Source organism: Phycisphaerales bacterium AB-hyl4 (assembly GCA_041821185.1).
GTDB classification, from domain to species: Bacteria; Planctomycetota; Phycisphaerae; order Phycisphaerales; family Phycisphaeraceae; genus Natronomicrosphaera; species Natronomicrosphaera hydrolytica.
The window spans coordinates 55,321-71,605 of record JBGUBD010000017.1 but is presented as its reverse complement, the minus strand read 5'-3'; the positions used below and the strand labels follow the sequence as shown (position 1 = coordinate 71,605).

The 16,285-nt window shown below is 63.5% G+C and carries 8 protein-coding genes; 3 read left to right on the top strand and 5 right to left on the bottom strand.

Annotated elements, in window-relative coordinates:
* Positions 1 to 83: 83 nt before the first annotated feature.
* From ACERK3_18375 to ACERK3_18365, 3 genes are all read left to right on the top strand, one after another.
* Entirely contained in the window at positions 84 to 1,088 is a 1,005-nt protein-coding gene (locus ACERK3_18375) for a LysR family transcriptional regulator (GenBank protein ID MFA9480243.1), read from the top strand.
* Complete coding sequence (gene gltB, locus ACERK3_18370) at positions 1,085 to 5,782, top strand: glutamate synthase large subunit (GenBank protein ID MFA9480242.1); 4,698 nt, start codon at positions 1,085 to 1,087, stop codon at positions 5,780 to 5,782. The genes ACERK3_18375 and gltB overlap by 4 nt, the downstream gene beginning before the upstream one ends.
* Before the next feature lie 120 nt (positions 5,783 to 5,902).
* Complete coding sequence (locus tag ACERK3_18365; GenBank protein ID MFA9480241.1) at positions 5,903 to 7,414, top strand: glutamate synthase subunit beta; 1,512 nt, start codon at positions 5,903 to 5,905, stop codon at positions 7,412 to 7,414.
* Between the two features lie 33 nt (positions 7,415 to 7,447).
* Here the strand turns inward: ACERK3_18365 and ACERK3_18360 are convergent, their stop codons facing one another.
* The 5 genes from ACERK3_18360 to ACERK3_18340 all read right to left on the bottom strand — a co-directional run bounded on the left by ACERK3_18360 (position 7,448) and on the right by ACERK3_18340 (position 16,128).
* Positions 7,448 to 8,374, bottom strand: a complete 927-nt coding sequence (locus ACERK3_18360; protein ID MFA9480240.1) for a Tat pathway signal protein — start codon at positions 8,372 to 8,374, stop codon at positions 7,448 to 7,450.
* A gap of 606 nt (positions 8,375 to 8,980) precedes the next feature.
* Entirely contained in the window at positions 8,981 to 9,814 is an 834-nt protein-coding gene (locus ACERK3_18355; GenBank protein MFA9480239.1) for an FkbM family methyltransferase, read from the bottom strand.
* A gap of 37 nt (positions 9,815 to 9,851) precedes the next feature.
* On the bottom strand, positions 9,852 to 11,480 hold the full coding sequence (locus tag ACERK3_18350) for a TolC family protein (protein MFA9480238.1): 1,629 nt from the start codon (positions 11,478 to 11,480) through the stop codon (positions 9,852 to 9,854).
* Between the two features lie 104 nt (positions 11,481 to 11,584).
* The gene (locus ACERK3_18345) at positions 11,585 to 14,743 is read right to left on the bottom strand and encodes an efflux RND transporter permease subunit (GenBank protein ID MFA9480237.1); all 3,159 of its coding nucleotides are present in this window, start codon (positions 14,741 to 14,743) and stop codon (positions 11,585 to 11,587) included.
* A 161-nt stretch (positions 14,744 to 14,904) separates the two neighbouring features.
* Positions 14,905 to 16,128: an efflux RND transporter periplasmic adaptor subunit gene (locus ACERK3_18340; GenBank protein MFA9480236.1), complete on the bottom strand. Its 1,224-nt coding sequence runs from the start codon at positions 16,126 to 16,128 to the stop codon at positions 14,905 to 14,907.
* Positions 16,129 to 16,285 lie beyond the last annotated feature (157 nt).

Below are 16,285 nucleotides of genomic sequence, written 5' to 3'. Positions count from 1 at the left end.
CAATAAGGGCAGCCCCCACTATTAGACAGATTAATACTAAGTCGGATTGACATAAGCGGCTCTTATGTTACGATGCTCCGACTATGCAGACTTTGCGCCTGTTTGTGGATGTCGCACGCTGTCACAGCTTTTCAAAAGCTGCGGTGGCGCATGGCATTACGCAATCGGCGGCCAGTCAGCGGATCTCGCAGCTGGAGAAGAATCTCGGGGCGACGCTGCTGGATCGCTCCGTTCGGCCGCTGGAGCTGACGCGGGCGGGGCAGGTGTTTCTCGACGGCGTTACCGACCTGCTCACCGGCTACGATCGGCTGAAAGATCAGGTCGCCCTGCTGTCGGCCGACGCCGACTCGGAGGCGGCAGCGCGGGCGGAGGCGGACATCGCAGGCCACGTTCGCGTGGCGGCGATCTACTCGTCGGGCATCGAACTGCTGAACCGGATTCGCGAGCGGTTTGTGGCGGAACATCCTCGGATTGAGGTGGAAATCCGTTACAATCAGCCGGATCAGGTCTATGACGCGGTGCGGGCTTTTGAGTGCGATCTGGGGATTCTTTCTTATCCGCAGCGCTGGCGACAGGTGGGCGTGATTCCGCTGCGCGATGAAGTGATGGCGGTGGTCTGCCCGCCGGGGCATCCGCTGGCCGAGCGGGAGCGGATCGAGGCGGCTGAGCTTTCTGGATATGAGATGGTCGGTTTTGATCGGGAGTTGCCCGCCGGTCGGCGAATCCGCCAATACCTGCGGGACAACGCGGCCCAGCCAACGGTCGTGAACTCTTTCGACAACATCGACACGATCAAGGGCGTGCTGACGGTGACGCAACGCTTTTCCATCCTGCCTAAGCGTACGGTCGCCCGCGAAGTCGCGGCGGGCCAGCTTTGCATGGTGGAGCTGAAGCCGGCGCTCGTCAGGCCGATCGGCATGATCTACCGCCGTCGGCACAAGCATGGCGAGGTGTTTTCGCCTGCGAGCCAAACCTTTGTGGACTACCTGCTCAAGCACGCCGGGCCGAGCGTCGATCTGACGGGCCCGGCGATGGCGACCCGGGACAGCCGGGCTGACCGCAGCGAGTTGGTGGGAGAACGAGCATGAGCAATCAACAATCACGCGACACCGGCCGGGCCCTGCAACCCATTCGCAGGCCCGAGGCCGGCGGGCTGTACGACCCGGCGTACGAACATGACAACTGCGGCGTGGGCTTCATCGCTCACATCAAGGGCAAAGCCTCGCACGACATCGTGCGCGACGCACTGCACATGCTTCAGCGCATGGACCACCGCGGCGCGTGTGGCTGCGAGCCGAACACCGGCGACGGCGCGGGCATCATGACCGCCCTGCCCCACGCCCTGCTGCGCAAAGCCGTCAAAGACGAAATGGGCATCGACCTGCCCGACCCCGACGCCGGCCGACCGTTCGCCGCGGGCAACGTCTTCCTCCCCCGCGACGAGGCCGAGCGCAAGCTCGCCAAAGAAGCCGTCGAAAAGATCATCACCGAGCAGGGCCAGACCCTCCTCGGCTGGCGAAAGCTGCCCGTCGACCCCGACGGCGCGGACGTCGGCCCGACCGCCCGCTCGACCGAACCTTACATGGAGCAGCTTTTCGTCGGCGCCGCCGAGGGAGCCGACGCGCTCGATGGCGATGCGTTCGAACGGCAGGTCTACCTCATCCGCAAGCGTGCCAGCCACGCGGTGCGCAGCAACAAGCAGCTCAAGCAAGGCAACTGGTTTTACATCTGCTCGCTGTCGACGAAGGTCATCGTCTACAAAGGTCAGCTCACCAGCGGCCAAGTGCCCCTCTACTATCGCGATCTGCAAAACGAAGAATACGTCTCACACCTGGCGATGGTGCACTCGCGTTTCAGCACGAACACGTTCCCGTCGTGGGACCGTGCTCAGCCTTGCCGATTCATGAGTCACAACGGCGAGATCAACACGCTGCGCGGCAACATCAACTGGATGCGCGCCCGCGAAGGGCTCATGCGCAGCGACCTGCTCAGCGATGATCTTCAAAAGCTCTACCCCATCGTCGAGCCCGACTGCTCCGACTCGGGCACGTTCGACAATGTGCTCGAGATGCTGCTGATGACGGGGCGGTCGTTGCCCGAAGCGGTGATGATGATGATCCCCGAAGCGTGGGAAGAGAACGAGTTGATGAACCCGCAGAAGCGGGCGTTTTACGAGTATCACTCAAGCCTGATGGAGCCTTGGGACGGCCCGGCGTCGGTCGCGTTCACGGACGGCAAGACGATCGGCGCGACGCTGGACCGCAACGGCCTTCGGCCAAGCCGGTACTACGTCACCGATGACGACCGCGTGATCATGGCCAGCGAAGTGGGCGTGGTCGAAATTGACCCGAGCAAGGTGAAAGCGAAGGGTCGATTGCAGCCCGGGCGTATGTTCCTGGTCGACTTCGACGAAGGCCGTATCGTCTCCGACGAAGAGGTCAAAGGCAACATCATCGCCAAGCGCCCCTACGGCCAATGGCTGCAACAACAACGCCTTGAAATCGCCGACTTCGAAGCAACCGCGAATGCCGACGAGGCTCCCAAGACCCCAACCGCTGCGGTCGGCAGCTCAAAACTCGAAGCTCGAAGCTCAGAACTGCTTTCAAAGCTCCAGGCGTTCGGCTACACGACCGAGCACATCCAGCTGCTCATGCTGCCGATGGTCGAGAAAAGCCAGGAAGCCACCGGCTCGATGGGCAACGACACGGCGCTCGCTGTGCTCTCCGACAAGCCCCGGCTGATCTACGACTACTTCAAGCAGCTATTCGCGCAGGTGACCAACCCGCCGATCGACCCGATCCGCGAAGAGATCATCATGTCGCTCCAGACCTACATCGGTCCGGAAGGCAACCTGCTGGAAACGACCGAGCAGCAATGTCATCGCCTGTTCCTGCCACAGCCCGTGCTGACCGATGCGCAGACCGCGACACTCAAGCAGCTCGACGGCAAGTCAGGCAACAACTGGCGCACGAAGACCATCGACATCACCTACCCTCGGCCGACGGGTAGCAGCAACGGCCAGGCCAGCGATGGCGCGATGACCGCGGCGCTCGATCGCATCTGCGAAGAAGCCTCGCAAGCCATCGCCGACGGCTATCAACTGATCGTGCTCAGCGATCGCGCGACCGGCCACGATCGCATCCCCCTGTCTTCGCTGCTGGCTACCGGGGCGGTGCATCATCACCTCGTCCGTCACGCGGACCGCACGAAGATCGGCATCATCGTCGAGTCCGGCGAAGCCCGCGAAGTGCACCACTTCTGCCTGCTCGTCGGCTACGGGGCCGACGCGATCAACCCCTACCTCGCCTACGAAGCGCTCTACTGGGCCCGCGAAGAGGGCATGATCGACGGCTCGCTGACGCATGAAACCATCGTCAACCACTTCATCAAAGCGGTGAACAAGGGCATCCTCAAAGTGATGTCGAAGATGGGCATCTCCACCCTCGCCAGCTACAAGGGTGCGCAGATTTTCGAAGCGCTGGGCCTGAAAACTGAAATCGTCGAACGCTGCTTCGCCGGGACGGCCTCGCGATTGCAAGGCGTCGGCTTCAACGTGCTCGCCACCGAAGCGCAGCGACGTCACGCCGTCGGCTATCCGCCGCGCTCGCGCGTTCGCCTGCCGCAACTGCCCAACCCCGGCGACTACCACTGGCGCGCCGACGGCGAACGACACGCCGTCAACCCCACCTCCATCGCCACACTCCAGGCCGCTGCCCGCACGAACAGCAGGCAGGCCTACGACCAGTTTGCCAAGTCAACCAACGAAGACGCCCGCGCCCGCTGCACGCTGCGTGGCCTGCTCAAGCTTCGCACGAACGAAAACAAAGCCATCCCACTAGAGGAAGTCGAGCCCGCCAGCGCAATCGTCAAACGATTCCGCAGCGGCGCGATGTCGCTCGGCGCACTGTCGCGCGAAGCACACGAAACGCTCGCGCTCGCGATGAACCGCCTCGGCGGACAGTCCAACTCCGGCGAAGGCGGCGAAGACCCCGTCCGCTTCAGCCTCATGCCCTCCGGCGACTCGAAGCGCTCCGCCATCAAGCAGATCGCCTCCGGCCGATTCGGCGTGACCAGCTACTACCTCGCCAACGCCGACACCTTGCAGATCAAAGTCGCACAGGGCGCCAAGCCCGGCGAAGGCGGCCAACTGCCCGGCTACAAGGTCGACGACTACATCGCCCGCCTCCGCTATTCCACGCCAGGCGTCGGCCTCATCAGCCCGCCGCCGCACCACGACATCTACTCCATCGAAGACCTCGCGCAACTCATCTACGACCTGAAGAACGCCAACCCCAACGCGCAGATCAGCGTCAAGCTCGTCTCCGAAGTCGGCGTCGGCACGGTCGCCGCCGGCGTATCCAAAGCACACGCCGACCACATCCTCGTCTCCGGCCACGACGGCGGCACGGGCGCTTCGCCGCTGACCAGCATCAAGCACGCCGGCCTGCCGTGGGAACTGGGCATCGCCGAAACGCATCAGACCCTCGTGCTCAACGACCTGCGATCGCGCGTCCGCCTCGAAACCGACGGCGGCCTGCGCACCGGCCGCGATGTCATCATCGCCGCCTGCCTCGGCGCGGAAGAGTACGGCTTCGCGACCACGCCGCTGATCGCCGTCGGCTGCATCATGATGCGCAAATGCCACCTGAACACCTGCCCCGTCGGCATCTGCACGCAAGACCCCGCGCTTCGCAAGAAATTCAGCGGCCAGCCCGAACATGTGGTCAACTACATGTTCCTCGTCGCCGAGGAAGCCCGCAAATACATGGCCGAGCTCGGCATCCGCACCGTTGACGAACTCATCGGCCGGGTCGACCTGCTCGAATCCGACGCCGCCATCCGCCACTGGAAGTCCGACGGCCTCGACCTTGCCCCCATCCTCAAGCCGGCCGACAAGCCCAGGCCAAACGTCGGCGTGCGCAAGCTCATCGCACAAGACCACGGCCTCGCCAACGTGCTCGACAACAAGCTCGTGCAACTCGCCGAGCCTGCCTTGCAGCGCGGCGAGCGCGTGGAAATCGACCTGCCCATTGAAAACCTCGACCGAGCGGTTGGCGCGACGCTCAGCTACAACGTCTCCAGCCGATACGGCGACGAAGGCCTCGCCAACGACACCATCAACGTCCGCTTCGCCGGTCACGCCGGCCAGTCGCTTGGCGCGTTTCTCGCACCGGGCATCACGTTCCGCCTCGAAGGCGACGCGAACGACTACGTCGGCAAGGGGCTCAGCGGCGGCAAGCTGATCGTCTACCCGCCGGAGGACTGCCCCATCGTCGCGGAAGAAAACATCATCGCCGGCAACGTCTGCCTCTACGGGGCGACCAAGGGCGAAGCCTATTTCCGCGGCGTGGTAGCGGAGCGTTTCTGTGTTCGCAACTCCGGCGCGATCGCCGTCGTCGAAGGCGTCGGCGACCACGGCTGCGAATACATGACCGGCGGCCGGGTGGTCATCCTCGGCAAAACGGGGCGCAACTTCGCGGCCGGCATGTCCGGCGGCATCGCCTACGTCTGGGACCCCAACGGCGAACTGCTGCAAAACTGCAACCTCGGCATGGTCGACCTGGAAAAACTCGAAGCCCAAAACGACATCGACGAAGTGCAAGCTCTGGTCCGCAAGCACATGGAATACACCGGCTCGTCCGTGGCCGCCAAGTTGCTCACCGACTGGGACCGTGTGCGCTCGCAGTTCGTCAAAGTCATGCCCATCGACTACCGCCGCGTGTTACAGCAGCGACAGAAGATGGCGCTACAACAGAACATGCCAGAGGTCGGACACGGGTGAGACATTTGGTGATGTGGTGATGTGGTGAAGTTCCCGAACAGAAGCCGTTGCCGCTCGCCCTCACATCACCAAATCACCACATCACCAAATCGCCAAATCGCCAAATGGAGCAAAACGACTGTGGGTAAGCCAACCGGATTTCTCGAATACGAACGTCAGCCGATGCGATCGCGCTCGCCTGAAGTGCGCATCAACGACTTCTACGAAATCTACGCGCGCGGCGACGAGCACGTGCTCAAAGAACAGGGCGCACGCTGCATGGATTGCGGCATCCCCTTCTGCCAATCCGAGCCCGGCTGCCCCATCGACAACCTCATCCCCGAGTGGAACGACCTGGTCTATCACGGCCAGTGGCGCGAAGCATACGAACGCCTCGCCAAGACCAACAACTTCCCCGAGTTCACCGGCCGCATCTGCCCCGCGCCCTGCGAAGACGCTTGCGTGCTCGGCATCACCGAACCGCCGGTCACGATCAAGAGCATCGAGTGCACCATCATCGACAAGGCCTTCGAAGAAGGCTGGGTCACGCCCACACCGCCGGAATCGCGCACGGGTAAAACCGTCGCCGTCGTCGGCTCCGGGCCCGCAGGCCTCGCCGCCGCCGACCAGCTCAACAAGGCCGGCCACACCGTCACCGTCTTCGAACGCGACGACCGCATCGGCGGCCTGCTCATGTATGGCGTGCCCAACATGAAGCTCGACAAAACCATCGTCCAACGACGCGTCAACCTCCTCGAAGCAGAGGGCGTCATCTTCAAACCCAACAGCAACGTCGGCGAAGACATCCCCGCGCAACAACTCATCGATGAGTTCGACGCCGTGCTGCTCGCCTGCGGCGCGCTCAAGCCGCGCGACCTCGAACTGCCCGGCCGCGAGCTCGAAGGCGTGCAGTTCGCCATGCCCTACCTCACCGCCGCGACGAAAAGCCTGCTCAACTCCAACTTCGCCGACGGCCAGTACACCAACGCCGAGGGCAAAGACGTCATCGTCATCGGCGGCGGCGACACAGGCACGGACTGCATCGGCACCGCCCTCCGCCACAATTGCAACAGCCTGCTGAACATCACCCGCCGTGAACGCGAGCCCGACGAACGCGACGACAAACACCCCTGGCCCGGCCCGACCGGAACCTTCTTCATCGACTACGGCCACGCCGAGGCCGCCGCCCGCTTCGAACGCGACCCCCGCGAATATGGCATCCTCCCCAAAGCCTTCGTCGATGACGGCAACGGCAAGGTCAAAGCCATGCGCGTTTCAACATTGAAGTGGTCGACCGACCCGAAGACCGGCCGCAAGGTCAGCGAAGAAGTCGAAGATTCCGAACGCGACCTGCCCGCGCAACTCGTCCTGCTCGCCATCGGCTTCACCGGCCACGACACGCCCAAACTCGTCCAGCAGTTCGGCGTCACCGAAACGAAGTGGAGCACGGTCGACGCGCCTTACGCCAACTATCGCACAAACGTCGACAAGGTCTTCGCTGCCGGCGACATGCGCCGCGGCGCAAGCCTCATCGTCTGGGCCATCGCCGAAGGCCGCGGCGCCGCGCGAGCGATCGACCAACAACTCATGGGCCACAGCGATCTCCCCGCCCCCGACATGGCAGACGACCAGTTGCTCTCCAGCGCAGGGTGATCGTACGATGTGAACGATGTGTGCCGCTGCCGTTCAAAACACTTTCATGGCGTCGGCGACCTTTTCTATGGCTTCGAGGTGATGGTCGCGAAACTCGGGGAGCGTCGGCTTCCACGGCGTCTGGAGAAATCCGTGAAGGCGATCCGCGTGAATGCGACGCTTCAAATACCTGGCTGTCAGTTCGAGATTCTCTGCGTGATTGGCGTTTGAGCCGGTCGGTATCTGATCGTACCCATGCGCTTCCAGGTCGAGGTAGGCCCCCACCGCTGGTCGTCGTTTGTTGAACCTGACGTTGTAGTACCAGTTGCTTTGCAGCACGGACTTGGGCATGTTCTTGAGGAATGCTTCCGGGTGATGCCAGTAGTAATCGGACCAGACCCACGGCCGAACGTGCTGCCGTTCGACCTGCTCGGCCAGAAAATGCAGGTCATGCCACCACAGTTCATGCTGACGAACGACCGCGAACGCGAAGTCACGCTGATGTTTGAACGTTTCTTCGTCCATGCCCAGGTGAAAAAGGCGCGGCTGATCGAAGATGTTGCACACCTCTTCGATCAGATCACGGCAGACCGCGTAGTAGGTGTCCGTCGACACGCAGCGATGGTAAGGCCCGAGCCATGTGTCGTGCGCCGCTGAAAAGTTGAGCTTGGGAATCACCTCCAGCCCCAGTTTTTGCAACCGCTTGATTTCCCGCTTCAGCTTTGCCGGGCTCCAGGCATGTTTGCAGGCGAGCTCGGGATGACTTTCGTATCGAACCGCTTCGCCCAGATCGATGACGAGCAAGCTCCCGCCGACTTCGGCGAATCGCTGCGTCAGTTCATCCCAGAGCGGCTTGTCACAGCGCAGGTAAGGCTTGGCAATGCGGCGGTCCGGGCGATTCGGCGACTCGCGATCCTCCCACATGTTGTAGCCGAGGTGGATGAGGTAGCCCCATTGGATCTGCTGATTCGTTTTGCTCATGATCGCAACCACATGTTCATTGGAAGCTTTGAGGTGCTGTGTGACGCCTTTCGAAATGTACCCTATTACAGTTGCCTACACCACTCACCCGAAATCGTCACGCCATGCGCACGCCGGCGACGCGTCGCCCCTACTCTGAAGGCACGCTTCGGCAAGCCTTCGGCGAGACCCGGCTCTGGGTGGTCCGCTCCCGGACAGACGCGTGAACATGGATGGGCAGCCACGCGACTGACCAATCGGAAACGACACGAAAGGCCGGCAACCAGCGGGATGCGACCACGAAAGCCCAGCCGTCCCCACGGCTCGGACTTCCGCCGCATTTGCGCGTTGACCTGGCTGCCCGGGAACAACACGCCACGACCCCACGATCTCCCGCAAAGGCCCGGCAGCAAGTCGGCCTCGCCAAAATATTGTGTCACCCTCATCCGTCAGCCCGGCCACGCACACGTGTGGTCGGGCGGCGGATGACTTTACCTGAAGCCGTGCTTATAGAATCAGATCATGCGCGTTGGGATCTATCTACGTGCGTGGGAAAGGCGCTCACGACGTCACGCCGTGGGCTTCGAAGCCAGAGAAAACATGAAGGTCAATCGTCGTCCGTATCACTCACCGTTGCCGCAGCAGGCACACGCCGTTGGTGAGTTTGCTTTCGTCGTGCAGCACATCGAACACGTAGCCTGCCCGGCGCAGATCCGCGTACAGATCTTCATTCGTGTAGGGCGGGTGCGTTTCGACGAACATGTGTCGAATCCGGCTCACCCAGTCGCCAGCCGACTGGAACAGTCCTACTTCTCCTCCCTCGATGTCGCACTTGAGCAGATCAACGACATCCCAGTCCGCCTCCTCAAGTAATGAAGGCACGGTGACGGTAGGGATCGTTTTGTCATCAACCTGCGCCTGGCTGGTTTCGCCCATGCGATAGCTCCACGCCCGGCCGGGCCGCTCGATCGCCGCCCACCCCGCTTCATGGCTAATGAAGGCGCTAACGACATGAAGTCGATCAGCTTCAATCATGCTCTGGCAGTTCCGCTCCAAAAGCGTCCGGCTGTGATCGTCGGGCTCCACGGCAATAACATCGCATTGCTCGAACAGGTAATCCCAGTAACACACCGACAAGCCGATGTTGCTGCCCAGATCGAGAATTCGTGCCGAATCGGGCAGTTCGCATTGCCGAATCCCATCGTATTCTCCCTGGAACAGTACTTCACGGGCCACCAGCGCATCACTCGTGTGCGGCCGAAGCCAGAGCGGGTGATCATACCCGCGAAGCCGCAACTTCCACGGGGAACGCCGCGCGTCATGATCCCCATGCTTCGGCGACATCCGCAACAGCAGGGCCAACCGCATGGCGTCCCACGACCCGGCGCACGCCAACGAGCCATACATGCACTCCTTCAGAAAATGTCGCCCGCTTGTGATGACCCGTCGAATCGTTTTCATATTGTCACCTGTTGGTAGAAAGCGAATCACCGCCCGGTCACTCACCGTTGAACGCGCGCGGCTGAGCGCCCGGCGCTTCCACGCCACGCCGCAACAGCAGCGAACCTTCCAAACGATACAAGTCAATCAACGCTTGCCGATAGGTCACCACGGCTCGCACTTCGGCGATCTGGCTTTCCAGCAAATCGCGCTGGGCTTGCGCGACGAGCAACGCCGTCGTCGTGCCGACGCGGAACTTTTCCTGCTCGGCTCGCAACGTTTCTTCACGCAGCTCGCGCGTCGCGATGGTGGCGGCGATCTGCTCGCGGGCGCGCTGCACTTCCAGCCAGGCAGTGCGGACATCAAGCTGCACAAGCTCGGCCACGTTGCCCACCGCTTCGGACGCCTGCTGTCGGCTGAAGCGGGCGATGCGGTCGTCGGCGCGAGCGGCGCGGTTGCCCAGGGCATATTCGAACTGGCCGCCGACGGCGAGGTCGTAGCCGCGGCCGTCAAGGTCTTCCCACGCTCGGCCGAACGCGCTGGCGAAGCCGGTCTTGCCCAGTGTGACGAACAGGTCCAGCCGAGGCAGCAGGCCGTCGGCCGTGCGGACGAGGTCGAGCCGACGCTGCTCAAGTCGAAGGCGGGCTTCGTTGAGGTCCGCCCGCTGGCGCAGCGCGAGCTGTACGTGGTCGTTCACGTCGTCCAGCTCCACGTCGATGATGGTGGGCTCTTCGATCGGGTCGATCTGGCGTTCCCACTGCGGCTTGCCGGGATTCATCAGGCGAAGCAGTTGCAGGCGGAGCACCTCGGCGTTGTTGCGCGCGTTGATGAGCTCTTCGCGTCGCAGTGCGACTTCGGATCGCGCTGCGGCGAGTTCCGTCTCCGCCAGCACGCCGACTTCGACGCGCCGCTCGGTTTCGCGCTGCTGCTGCTGGGCGACTTCGAGCGAGCTGTCGAAAATTTCGATCTCGCGGCGGGCGAGCACATAGCTCCAATAGGTGACTTCCAGGTCAGCGACGAGCGCCTCGGCGAAGCCGCGCAACTCATACTCGGACGCGAGCGTGTCGAGGCGAGCCTGGCGGATGGCGGCGAGGTTGGACTCGCGCCCCCGGCCGCGCAGCAGGGCCTGGGTGAGCGATACGCCGACGCGGGCTTCGTGTTGATCGTCGGGTGTGCGGTCGCTTCTAAGCCAGTCGTGGGAGAGTTCTGCCCCGAGTTCCGTGCCGGTGGGCAGCCGTTGGCGGATGCCCACGTCCGCGCCGACGGCTTCGCGCTCCGTATCGAAAGTCGCGCCGATCTCGGGCGAGAGTTGTTGCGTGCGAGCCCGGCTGTAGACGAGGTCGGTATAGAGCAGCGGGTCGAAGCGGGAGCGTTCGATCTGCTCGAACTGGCCGGCGATCTGCGGCTCGTACTGCTGGATGCGCAAAGCGCGATTGTTCTGCAATGTGAGGAAGACGGCCTGCTCGACGGAGAGCGTCAGCGGTTCATCGCTATCCGGCACGATCGGCTCGTCGGCGTCCTCCAACGCGTCGGGGGCCATGTCAACCGTGGCGCGCGGAGCGGTGGAGTAGTCGTAGCCAACCTGCTCGTCGATGTCCCAAGGCTTGGGCGACTGGCAGGCGGGGACGATCAAGGCAAGCGTGGTAAGTGTGCCGACGATGACGGTGGCGCGCGTGGGGCGCAGCAAGGTGGCGGCACGGGGTAACGCCCCGGATAACGCCCAGCCATGGCGATGGCTGGGCTTTGTGGTGGTGGACGTCGTGCAAATAGCTGCAGAGCGGGGGGTCGTGTTCATGCGGGCGTAGCCTGGTGGGGAGCGGGGTCGCGATGGAAGTAGCTGTAGAGCACCGGAATGACGACCAGTGTAATCAAAGAGGCGCTCAAGAGCCCGCCGACGACAGCCCGCGCCATGGGCGCCTGTGCGTCGGCGCCTTCGCCGAGGCCCAGCGCCAGCGGTGTGAGGCCGAGTGCGGTAGTGCATGTGGTCATGAGGATGGGTCGCAGCCGTCGTCGGCCGGCCTCGCTGACGGCCTCACGCGTGGGCTGGTGCTCGTCGCGTCGCAGGCGGGTGGCCTGGTCGACGATGAGGATGGCGTTGTTCACCACGATGCCGCCGAGCATGATGATGCCGATGAAGCTCTGCACGTTGAACGTCGTGTTAGTCAGCAGGAGCATGATCACCACGCCGATCAGCGCGAGCGGCACGGCGAACATGACCACCACCGGATCGCGCAGCGACTCGTACAGGCAGGCCATGACCATATACACCAACATCAGCGCGAGGATGAGGCTCAGCCCCAGTTCGCTGAAGGCTTCCTGTTGATCTTCATAGTCGCCGGCGATGATGACTTCGTAGTTGCGCGGCACGGGAATGTCACGCAGGCTTTCGCGGATGTCGCGGACAACGGAGCCGAGGTCGCGGTCGGCGATGTTGGCGTTGACCTGAACGAGGCGTTGCTGATCTTTGCGTTCGATCTGCGTCGGGCCTTCGCCGCCGGCGAGTTCGACGACGTTGCGCAGCGCGACCTGTTCATCGCGTCGGTTCATCACGGTGAGGTTGAGGATTTCGTCGATGTCCATCTGCTCAACATTGTCAAGGCGAACGCGAATCGGGTACTCATAGCCCGCTTCGCGATAGTCGGCAGCACGCGTGCCGGCGACGGCGGTTTCCAGCGTGCGGGCGATGCGGTTGACCGACAGGCCGAGGTCGGCGGCGCGTGTGCGGTCGATGCGGAAAAGCTGCTGCGGCGAGCCGGCCTCGCGCGAAAGGCGGACGTCCGTAATGCCGGGCACACCTTCCAACGCACGCTGCACTTCGTCGGCCAGCGCTGCGAGCGTCGACAACTCAAAGCCGCGTACCTCGATCGCGAGGCTGTCGCCGTCACCACCGCCGCGCGACATGAGGCGGGACGCGATGCCCTGGCTGGCGCGCGTGCGGATCTCAACGCCGGGGATATCCGACAGCAGCGGCCGAAGGTCAGCGGCCACCTGCTCGCTCGAACGCGTGCGCTCGCGATCAGGCACGAGTGACATCTGAATATCGCCACGCGATCGCGCCGACGGCCGCCAGCCCGACGCGCCAACGTTCACCACCATGTTCTCCACCTCGTCGGCAACCTCCGCCGCGACGATCGCCTCGACCCGGTGCATGATCTGATCCACCAGCTCGACGCGCGTGCCTGTCTCCGCCTCAACGTTGACGCGCACTTCGCCTTCGTCGGTCTCGGGCATGAACTCCGTGCCCACGTAAGGCACGAGCCAGATCGCCCCGGCGAACACGAGCCCCACCACCAGCAGCGTAACCAGCCGCCAGCGAAGCACGTTGGTCAGCAACTCTTTGTAGCTTGCTTCGATGCGATCGAACATCGCGCCACTGACCGCGAACAGACGATTGCCGATCCCCGACTGCATCGCGACCGCCGGCTGGGGCATGCTCATTTCCAAGGCAGCGGAATCTAAGTTCCGTGGCCTTGGGCGCGGAGGCGCTTTGAGTAGTCTTGCCGCGAGCATGGGCACGAGCGTCAACGCCACCAGCAGCGAACAGATCAGCGCGAACGCGACCACGTACGCGAACTGAAGGAACATCACCCCCGCGATGCCTTCGACAAACACCAGCGGCAGGAAGATCACCAGCGTCGTGATCGTGCTCGCGACGATGGCAGGCGTGACCTGCTCCGTGCCCTGGACCGCGGCTTGTTTCGCGTCGAGGCCTTCTTCGCGCAGGCGGTAGATGTTTTCCAACACGACAATGGAGCTGTCGACCATCATGCCCACGCCCAGCGCGAGGCCGCCGAGCGTCATGAGGTTGAGCGTAAAGCCGTTGAAGTAAAGCAACGTGAACGTCGCGATGATGGAGATGGGGATGGCGGTGCCGATCACCAGCGTGCTGCGGATGTTTCGCAGGAAAAACAGCAACACGAACAGCGCGAGCGTGCCGCCGATGAGAATCGTTCGACCGACGTTGGTGATGGCCCGCTCAATGTACGTGGCCGTGTTGATCACCGGCACGAGGTTGACCTGCGGGAAGTCGTTGTTGACGCGATTCAACTCACGCAACACTTCGTTGGCGACCTGCACCGTGTTCGTGCCCGACTGTTTGCGTACCGCGAGGCGGACGCCGGGCTCGCCGTTGATGCGGATGAAGCGCGTCTGCCGTTGATGCGTGTCGAGGACGTTGGCGACCTGGCCGAGGTAGATCGGTTGGCCTTCGCGTTCGAGGATGGTCGTGCCGCGCAGTTCGTCGAGGCTGGTGAACTCGCCTGGCGTGCGCAGGGTGACGTCGAATCGGCCGCGCTCGATCGTGCCCGCGGGCACGTTGATGTTCGCGTCGCGAATGCCTTGCACCACCACATCCAGCGGCAGGTCCAGCGCGCGAATCTTGTCCGGGTCGAGGTTGACCTGAATCTCGCGTTCCAGACCGCCCCAGACATCCAGCGCCGCGACGCCGGGGATGCGCTCGATTCGCTGCTTGAGCTGATTGTCGATCAGTTGCCGAAGCTCGATCGGGTCAAGCCGACTCGATGCACCGAGCAGGAGAATCGGAAACTGCGCCGCGTCGAACTTGCGTAGCTGCGGGCGGTCCGCGTCGTCGGGCAAGCGGTTGATGATGCGGTCGAGTCGATCGCGAATGTCGTTGCTTGCTTCGTCGAGGTTCGTGCCCCAGGTGAAGGTCACGCGCACCTGGCTTTGCCCCTCCGCCGAGATGGACGTGAGCTCTTCCACGCCCGGCACCGCGGCGACGGCTTCCTCGATCGGCCGGGTGACGAGTTCTTCCATCTCTTCCGGCGCAGCGTTTTCGTAGTTCGTCGCGACAGTGAGCGTGGGATACGTCAGCTCCGGCATCAGGTCGATCGGCAGCCGAGTGAGCGAGACCACGCCGAGGATGAGCACGATCAACACCACCATGATCGTGAAAATCGGTCGGCCGACGCTGAGATTCGTAATACGCATGTTCGTTCCCGAAACCCCACCACAACCCGTTTAGTCGAGCCCCTCAAGTTCAAGCCGAGCCCTGAGCGAGTCCGCGAGCGAAGGGCCGGATCAGGGGGAATTTCTAATTGCTGATCGCTGATCGCTGATCGCTGATTGCTAATCGTTGATCGTTGATTGCCTCACCCGCTTGTGATTTCCGCCAGCGCGTCGGCCGCTTCATCGTCATCATCATCCACGAGCGTGATTGACGAGCCGTCTTCCAGCAGGTGTTGGCCGAGCGTGACCACGCGGCCGGCCAGCGGCGGGTCGATCAACTGCACTCGGTTGCCCTGCGTGACGCCCACACGCACGGGCACGAAGTGCGCCTTACGCTCATCCACGTCCGCGACGAACACGCCCTGCTCGTTTCGGCGAGTGACCAGCGCGTCCAGCGGCACGATCGTCGCGTCGTCAATCTCTTCCAGTTCCAGGCGAACGCGAACGAACATGCCCGGCTTTAATCGATGATCGTCATTGGGCACGCGCAGTTCCACGCGTGCCTGGCGTGATGCTTCGCGAAACTCGGACGACAACCGCGTCACCTCGCCGACGAACGACTCGTCGGGGTACGCGTCGGCGGTGACTTCGGCGCGCTGGCCGACGCGTAGCCGGGGGTAGTCTCGCTCGGTGGCGAAGACGACGGCGCGGAGGGTTTGAATGTTGAGCACGGTCACGAGCGGCGCGTTGGCGGAGAGGGTGTCGCCCTCATCGACGAAGCGTTCGCCGACGACGCGCTGTTCATCATCACCCTGCCAGCTTGCGCGGACGAGGGTGTAGCTCATGCGGACCTGGGCGGACCGCAGCGCCGCCTGCCGCTGGGCGACCTGCGCCTCGGCCACGCGCAGGCGAGCCTGCTGCGCATCGAAGCGCGACTGCACGTCGTCCAGCTCTGATTCGGAAGCGACGCGCTGCTCGCGTAGTGACTGGATGCGGTTCAAGTCGCGCTCGGCGGAGGCGAGGTTGCTCCGCGTTTCCTCCAGCGTCGCCTCGGCGACGGCGAGTTCGGCGCGGGCCTCTTCCACCTGCTGGACGACCTCGGCGTCGTCGAGGCGGGCGACGACCTGGCCGCGTTCGACGGTGTCGCCGATGTCGACGGTGAGCTCATCGATGCGGCCGGCGATCTTGGGCGCGACGGTGAAGCGGGAGCGCGCGTTGAGCGTGCCGGTGAAGGTGCGCTGGTCGGTAATCGAGCCGTGCTCGACCGCAGCGGTGTGCACGGCGACCGACCCGCCGCCACGGTCGCGTTCGGGCGACTCGCGAGCTTCACTGACCTTGCCATAGATCGCCCAGCCCAGTGTGGCCAGCAATGCCAGCGCGATGAGGCTGCCTACGATTCGTGCTACGGGTATTCGCTTCCTGGCCATGAAATTCCGCTCGATCCGGGCGAGTGGTTCGTCCCCTGCCGTTGCCACAGGTGGCGGTGGTGGTGTGTCCGGGTAAGCCCGGGGCGCGTGGGCGCGGCGGGCCTTAGGGGTACAACGCACGGACGCGGGGTTGTATTTCCATGAATTCGCGTTTTGA